The sequence below is a fragment of the Stenotrophomonas sp. SMYL8 genome (assembly GCF_036320065.1).
Lineage (GTDB): Bacteria > Pseudomonadota > Gammaproteobacteria > Xanthomonadales > Xanthomonadaceae > Stenotrophomonas > Stenotrophomonas maltophilia_A.
Window position 1 is genome coordinate 18646 of record NZ_JAWIRR010000048.1, and the last position, 5137, is coordinate 23782.

The window sequence follows — 5137 nt, forward strand, 5'->3', positions numbered from 1 at the left end:
TGTGGGGTGGGGGGGCTTTGTGGGGTGGGTGCCGGCTCGGCCCTCCGCCCCCCCCCCCCCCCCCCCTCGACTCTACGAGAAGCATGTCGAAGCAGCCGCACCGCGCAAGAAAAAGCCGAGCATGGGCTCGGCTCTACCGCAGGGAAGGCCTGGCTGGCGCGTCAGTCTTCCACGCGCAGCACTGCGCCGGGCTTCAGCACGCTGCTGCCACTCAGGCCGTTCAGCGACAGCAGGGCCTTTACCGGCATGCCGTAGCGGCGGGCGATGGTCCAGGCCGACTCGCCATCACGCACGGTGTGGCGGCGGCTGCGCGGGCGGTCGGCGATCGCGGCCACGGTCTTGGCCACCTGCGGCGTCGGCGTGGTCGTGGCAACCGGTGCGGTGCTGGCCACCAGCGTGGTCGCGGCTTCCGTCACCGTCGCATTGGCGGCCGAGACCGGGGCCAGGACCCGGGTGGTTCCCGAAGCGCGGTTGCCGGCGGCCAGGGCCGGGTTGAGGCGGGCGATCCTGGCGGGGTCCAGGGCGCGCTGTGCGGCCCACTGCTGGACGCTGGTGCCGGCTGGCAGGGTGTGGTCCTTCAACACCGGCACGGTGCGGTCCAGCGAGGCCATCACGCGAGGCTGGTCCTCCACGTCTTCCAGCACGCAGGCCAGGGCGTGCAGCTTCTCGACATAGGCATGGGTAACCGGCGACAGCCCCGGCAGGGCTGCCGGCTTGGCGTTCTGCGCGTTCATGCCGGCCTTGCGCATGGACTGCAGCACCCGGTACTCGCCGGCGTTGTAGGCCATGGTGGCCAGTCGCCAGTCGCCGCCGAACATGCCGTGCAGGGTCTTCAGGTAGCGCACCGCGGCCTGGGTGGAATCAACCGCCGACAGGCGGCCGTCGTAGCCGTTGGCCATGGGTACGCGGTGGTTGCGCGCCGTGGTGGCGATGAACTGCCACAGGCCGGTTGGGCCGCTGCCGTTGCGGGCATTGGGCCGGTAGCCGCTTTCCACGAACGGGATCAGCGCGAATTCGGTGGGCAGGTTCGCCTTGCGCAGCTCTTCGACCACATAGCCGAACAGCACCAGCGCATCGTCATCCTGGTTGGCCAGGCGCGAGGGGGCGTGGGCGAACTGCTTCTGCCAGCGCGGGCTGGTAGCCTCGGCATCGCAGCTGGGCTCGGCCAGGCCGTCGCGGAAGCTGGTGAAGATCTCCTGGCCATTGCGCACCGAGGGCGCAGGCAGCGCGGACGGATCCAGCGGCAGCGCCGCAGCCGCGGTCAGGTTCTGGCTGATGCCGGCGCCCAGCGACTGTGCGCCCGCGGTTCCGGCCAGCCCCAGGGCAAGGCCCAGGGCCAGCGGCAGACTTCGGCGCATCATGCGCGGAAGCCGTCTTTCCAGTGCCGGAGACCGGCCATCACGTCGACGTCGTCCACGACGTCACGGCCCAGGTGTGCCGACACCGACGCACGGATCGGTGCAGCGTGCACACGCAGGAAGGGATTGCAGTCGAATTCGTTGGCCAGGGTTACCGGCAGGGTGGGACGGTCATCGCGGCGCATGGCCAAAGCCTCCTCTTGGCGCTGCCACAAGGCAGCGTTGGCGGGGTCGACATGCCGCGCGAAGACGGCATTTGACACGGTGTACTCATGAGCGCAACAAAGCAGCAGTTGCGCGGGCAGGGCACCCAGCTTGCGCATCGACGCCAGCAGCTGGGACGGCGTACCTTCGAACAGGCGTCCACAGCCCAGGCTGAACAACGAATCTCCGCTGAAAAGATGTTCAGCAGTGTGAAACGCGATGTGGCTGCGGGTATGCCCGGGCACGGATAGTACGTGGAACGTCCGGCCCAGTGCCTGAACGCGTTCACCTTCGCCGACCCGCTCGGTGGCCGTGGGAATGCGTTCCTCGACCGGCGCGATGACTCGCACGCCGGGGAAACGCGCCTGCAATGCCGGCACGCCACCGATGTGGTCGTCGTGGTGATGGGTGAGCAGGATCGTGTCCACGCGCAGGCCCTGATCGGCCAGTGCGAGCACTGGCGCGGCATCGCCGGGGTCGACGACCACGGCAGCGCCCTCGTTGTCGATCAGCGTCCAGATGTAGTTATCCGCAAATGCGGGCAGGGCAGTCAGTCGCATAGAATTGGACCATGCCCGCGCTGCAGAGCACCCGTCAAGCGAGCCAGACCCCGTGGTTCGACAGCGAACCGGCGGAGGCCTTGCGTGTGCTGGAGCGGCAATTGCTGCTGCCGCAGCTGTCGGTGCTGCCGGCGCAGCCCTGGCTGTGGATCGCACCAAGTGCGGCCTGGCTGGACGATGCACAGCTGGGTGGACGCGGTCTGCGCCTGTATCGGCAGGGACAGGGCTATGCCGGCGACACCCGCTGTGCGCTGCCGCTGCCGCTGGCCAATGAGAGTGTCAATGCGATCGTGCTGCAGCATGTCACTGCGGCCGACGCCGACCGGCTGCTCGACGAGTGCGAGCGCGTACTGATGCCGGGCGGCCATCTGTGGCTGAGCAGCCTCAATCCGTTCAGTCCGTATCGCACGCGCTGGCGCCAGCATGGGCTGGTGGTGCGCACGCCGCAGCGGATCCGCCTGCTGCTCGGCCGTCATGGGCTGGAATGCGACGATATGCGTTACCTGGGCCCGCTCTGGCGCGGTGCGGGCAGCCGTCGTCCCGGAGGTTGGGCACCGCTGCGCGCGGCCTGCCTGTTCCATGCGGAAAAACGTACGCTGGCCCTGCCTGGGCCGAAACCGCTGCCGGTGCGCTGGCACGGCACCGTAGCTACCTGATTCTGGAGTTGTATTGAAAACCATCGAAATCCACACCGACGGTTCCTGCCTTGGCAATCCCGGCCCCGGCGGCTGGGCTGCGCTGCTGCGCTACAAGGGCCACGAGCGCGAACTGAGCGGTGGCGAGGCGCACACCACCAACAACCGGATGGAGCTGATGGCGGCCATTTCCGGGCTGGAGTCGCTGACCGAGCCGTGCAACATCGTGCTCTATACCGATTCGCAGTATGTGCGGCAGGGTCTGACCCAGTGGATGCCGGGCTGGATCCGCAAGAACTGGAAGACGGCTGGCGGCGATCCGGTAAAGAACCGCGAGCTGTGGGAGCGCCTGCAGGCGGCCACGCTGCGGCATCAGATCGACTGGCGCTGGGTGAAGGGTCACTCCGGCGACCCGGACAATGAGCGGGTGGATACGCTGGCCCGCAACGCGGCGATCCAGATCCGCGACGCCAGCCCGGTAAACTGAGCCCATGCGTCAGATCATCCTCGATACCGAAACCACCGGCCTGGAGTGGAAGAAGGGCAACCGCATCGTCGAAATCGGCTGCGTGGAGCTGTTCAAGCGCCGCCCGACCGGCAACAACTATCACCAGTACATCAAGCCGGACTGCGAGTTCGAACAGGGCGCGCAGGAAGTCACCGGCCTGACCCTGGAGTTTCTCGATGACAAGCCGGACTTCGCGCAGATCGCCGACGAGTTCCTGGCCTTCATCGATGGCGCCGAGCTGATCATCCACAACGCGGCGTTCGACCTCGGCTTCCTCGACAACGAGTTGTCGCTGCTGGGGCCGCAGTACGGGAAGATCACCGACCGCTGCGCCGTGATCGATACCCTGGTGATGGCGCGTGAGCGCTTCCCGGGCCAGCGCAACTCGCTGGATGCGCTGTGCAAGCGGCTGGGCGTGGACAACTCGCACCGTGCGCTGCACGGCGGCCTGCTCGATGCGCAGATCCTGGGCGACGTCTATATCGCGCTGACCTCGGGCCAGGAAGAAATCGGCTTCGGTCTGGGCGATGACGATGGCGGTGCTGCCGGTGCGGCGCTGCAGGCCTTCGACACCAGCAAGCTGCTGCCGCGCCCGCGCGTGGTGGCCACGCCGTCGGAGCTGGAAGCGCATGCGGCGCGACTGGAGCGGCTGCGCAAGAAGGCTGGCCACGCGCTGTGGGATGGCCCGAAGGTGGAAGAGCCCGCCAGCGCGTAATGCCTGTTGGGGTAGTGCCGGCCGCTGGCCGGCAGCGCCGCATCCACGCATGGCGTGGATCTACCGGTTAGTGGCAGCGCACCAGGATCACGCTGATGTTGTCGCGGCCGCCGCCATCGAGCGCGGCGGCGACCAGCGTGTCCACGCATTCCTGTGCGCTGGCATCCTCGAAGGCGAGGGTGCGCGCGATGCTGCGGTCGTCCACTTCCTCGGTCAGGCCGTCACTGCACAGCAACAGCTGCATGCCCGGGCGCAGTTCGCCGCTGGTGGTGGCCACGTTCAGATGCGCCGGATCGGTCACGCCCAGCGCCTGGGTGACCACGTTGCGGTGCGGATGCGCACGCGCCTGTTCGGCGGTCAGGTTGCCCTGCGCGACCAGCTCCTGCACCACGCTGTGGTCCTGGCTGAGCTGGGCCAGCTGTCCGTCGCGCCACAGGTAGGCACGGCTGTCGCCAACCCACGCCACTTCATAGCGGTTGCCCTGTACCCGTGCGGCGACCACGGTAGTGCCCATCGGCAACGTGTCGTTGCGCCGGCGCGAGGCGCGGATGATCTCTTCGTCGGCGGTGCGGATGGCCTGCGCCAGCGGTGCGCCGCGGCGGATCTCGCGCACGATGGTCTCGCGCGCCAGCGCGCTGGCCACTTCACCGCAGGCGTGCCCGCCCATGCCATCGGCCACCAGCCACAGGGCCAGCTCACTGTCACCGTAGTAGGTGTCCTCGTTGAGCTCGCGGCGCATGCCGGGGTGGGTGAGGTGTCCGAATTCGATCATGGGCGCTGGGGCGGGGTGTTGCTGGGGAGACAGGCATCATCGGGTGGCTGCGCGCATCCGGCAAGGCGTGCGCTCAGGAAATTTTCACTTCGTTGGTCGGAATGACTTGTCGTCGGCCTCACTTCCTCGTATGATGCGCGTCCCCGGTCCGCCGGGGACCACCCGGAGAGGTGGCAGAGTGGTTGAATGTACCTGACTCGAAATCAGGCAGGCGTTTATAGCGCCTCGGGGGTTCGAATCCCCCCCTCTCCGCCAGATTGACTCGTCCTGCCATAGGTTGACACCGATGGGTGGATGGTCCGGCCGCCGTCAGGCGGCCAAAGACGCCCGATGCATCGCATCGGGCGTCTGCATTTTAAGGGACAGGTGGGGGCGCTCAGCGTTG

General features: G+C 67.8%; 6 protein-coding genes and 1 tRNA gene. 4 read left to right on the plus strand and 3 right to left on the minus strand.

Annotated features, from left to right (window positions below):
- Nucleotides 1–161: 161 nt before the first annotated feature.
- Complete coding sequence (locus V3B25_RS21750; RefSeq protein ID WP_032129323.1) at nt 162–1361, minus strand: lytic transglycosylase domain-containing protein; 1200 nt, start codon at nt 1359–1361, stop codon at nt 162–164.
- The gene (gene gloB / locus V3B25_RS21755) at nt 1358–2122 is read right to left on the minus strand and encodes a hydroxyacylglutathione hydrolase (RefSeq protein ID WP_329811534.1); all 765 of its coding nucleotides are present in this window, start codon (nt 2120–2122) and stop codon (nt 1358–1360) included. The genes V3B25_RS21750 and gloB overlap by 4 nt, the downstream gene beginning before the upstream one ends.
- Before the next feature lie 11 nt (nt 2123–2133).
- On the opposite strand from gloB, the gene V3B25_RS21760 reads away from it, so the two are divergent.
- From V3B25_RS21760 to dnaQ, 3 genes are read left to right on the plus strand one after another with little or no spacing between them, the layout of a single operon-like run.
- Nucleotides 2134–2778, plus strand: coding sequence for a methyltransferase domain-containing protein (locus tag V3B25_RS21760; RefSeq protein ID WP_121504044.1), 645 nt, complete (start codon nt 2134–2136; stop codon nt 2776–2778).
- A 13-nt stretch (nt 2779–2791) separates the two neighbouring features.
- Entirely contained in the window at nt 2792–3244 is a 453-nt protein-coding gene (rnhA, locus tag V3B25_RS21765; RefSeq protein WP_032129326.1) for a ribonuclease HI, read from the plus strand.
- Nucleotides 3245–3248: 4 nt separating this feature from the next.
- On the plus strand, nt 3249–3980 hold the full coding sequence (gene dnaQ, locus V3B25_RS21770; RefSeq protein ID WP_049420978.1) for a DNA polymerase III subunit epsilon: 732 nt from the start codon (nt 3249–3251) through the stop codon (nt 3978–3980).
- A gap of 67 nt (nt 3981–4047) precedes the next feature.
- Here dnaQ and V3B25_RS21775 read toward each other — a convergent pair whose 3' ends face one another.
- A complete protein-coding gene (locus V3B25_RS21775; RefSeq protein WP_032129328.1) occupies nt 4048–4752 on the minus strand; it encodes a PP2C family serine/threonine-protein phosphatase in 705 nt (234 codons plus the stop codon).
- Between the two features lie 164 nt (nt 4753–4916).
- On the opposite strand from V3B25_RS21775, the gene V3B25_RS21780 reads away from it, so the two are divergent.
- A tRNA-Ser gene (locus V3B25_RS21780) sits at nt 4917–5007 on the plus strand.
- Nucleotides 5008–5137: the final 130 nt, after the last annotated feature.

Coding starts and splice junctions, on each gene's coding strand:
- V3B25_RS21750 (WP_032129323.1), bottom strand. CDS start 1,361: ATGATGCGCCGAAGTCTGCCGCTGGCCCTGGGCCTTGCCCTGGGGCTG.
- gloB (WP_329811534.1), bottom strand. CDS start 2,122: ATGCGACTGACTGCCCTGCCCGCATTTGCGGATAACTACATCTGGACG.
- V3B25_RS21760 (WP_121504044.1), top strand. CDS start 2,134: ATGCCCGCGCTGCAGAGCACCCGTCAAGCGAGCCAGACCCCGTGGTTC.
- dnaQ (WP_049420978.1), top strand. CDS start 3,249: ATGCGTCAGATCATCCTCGATACCGAAACCACCGGCCTGGAGTGGAAG.
- V3B25_RS21775 (WP_032129328.1), bottom strand. CDS start 4,752: ATGATCGAATTCGGACACCTCACCCACCCCGGCATGCGCCGCGAGCTC.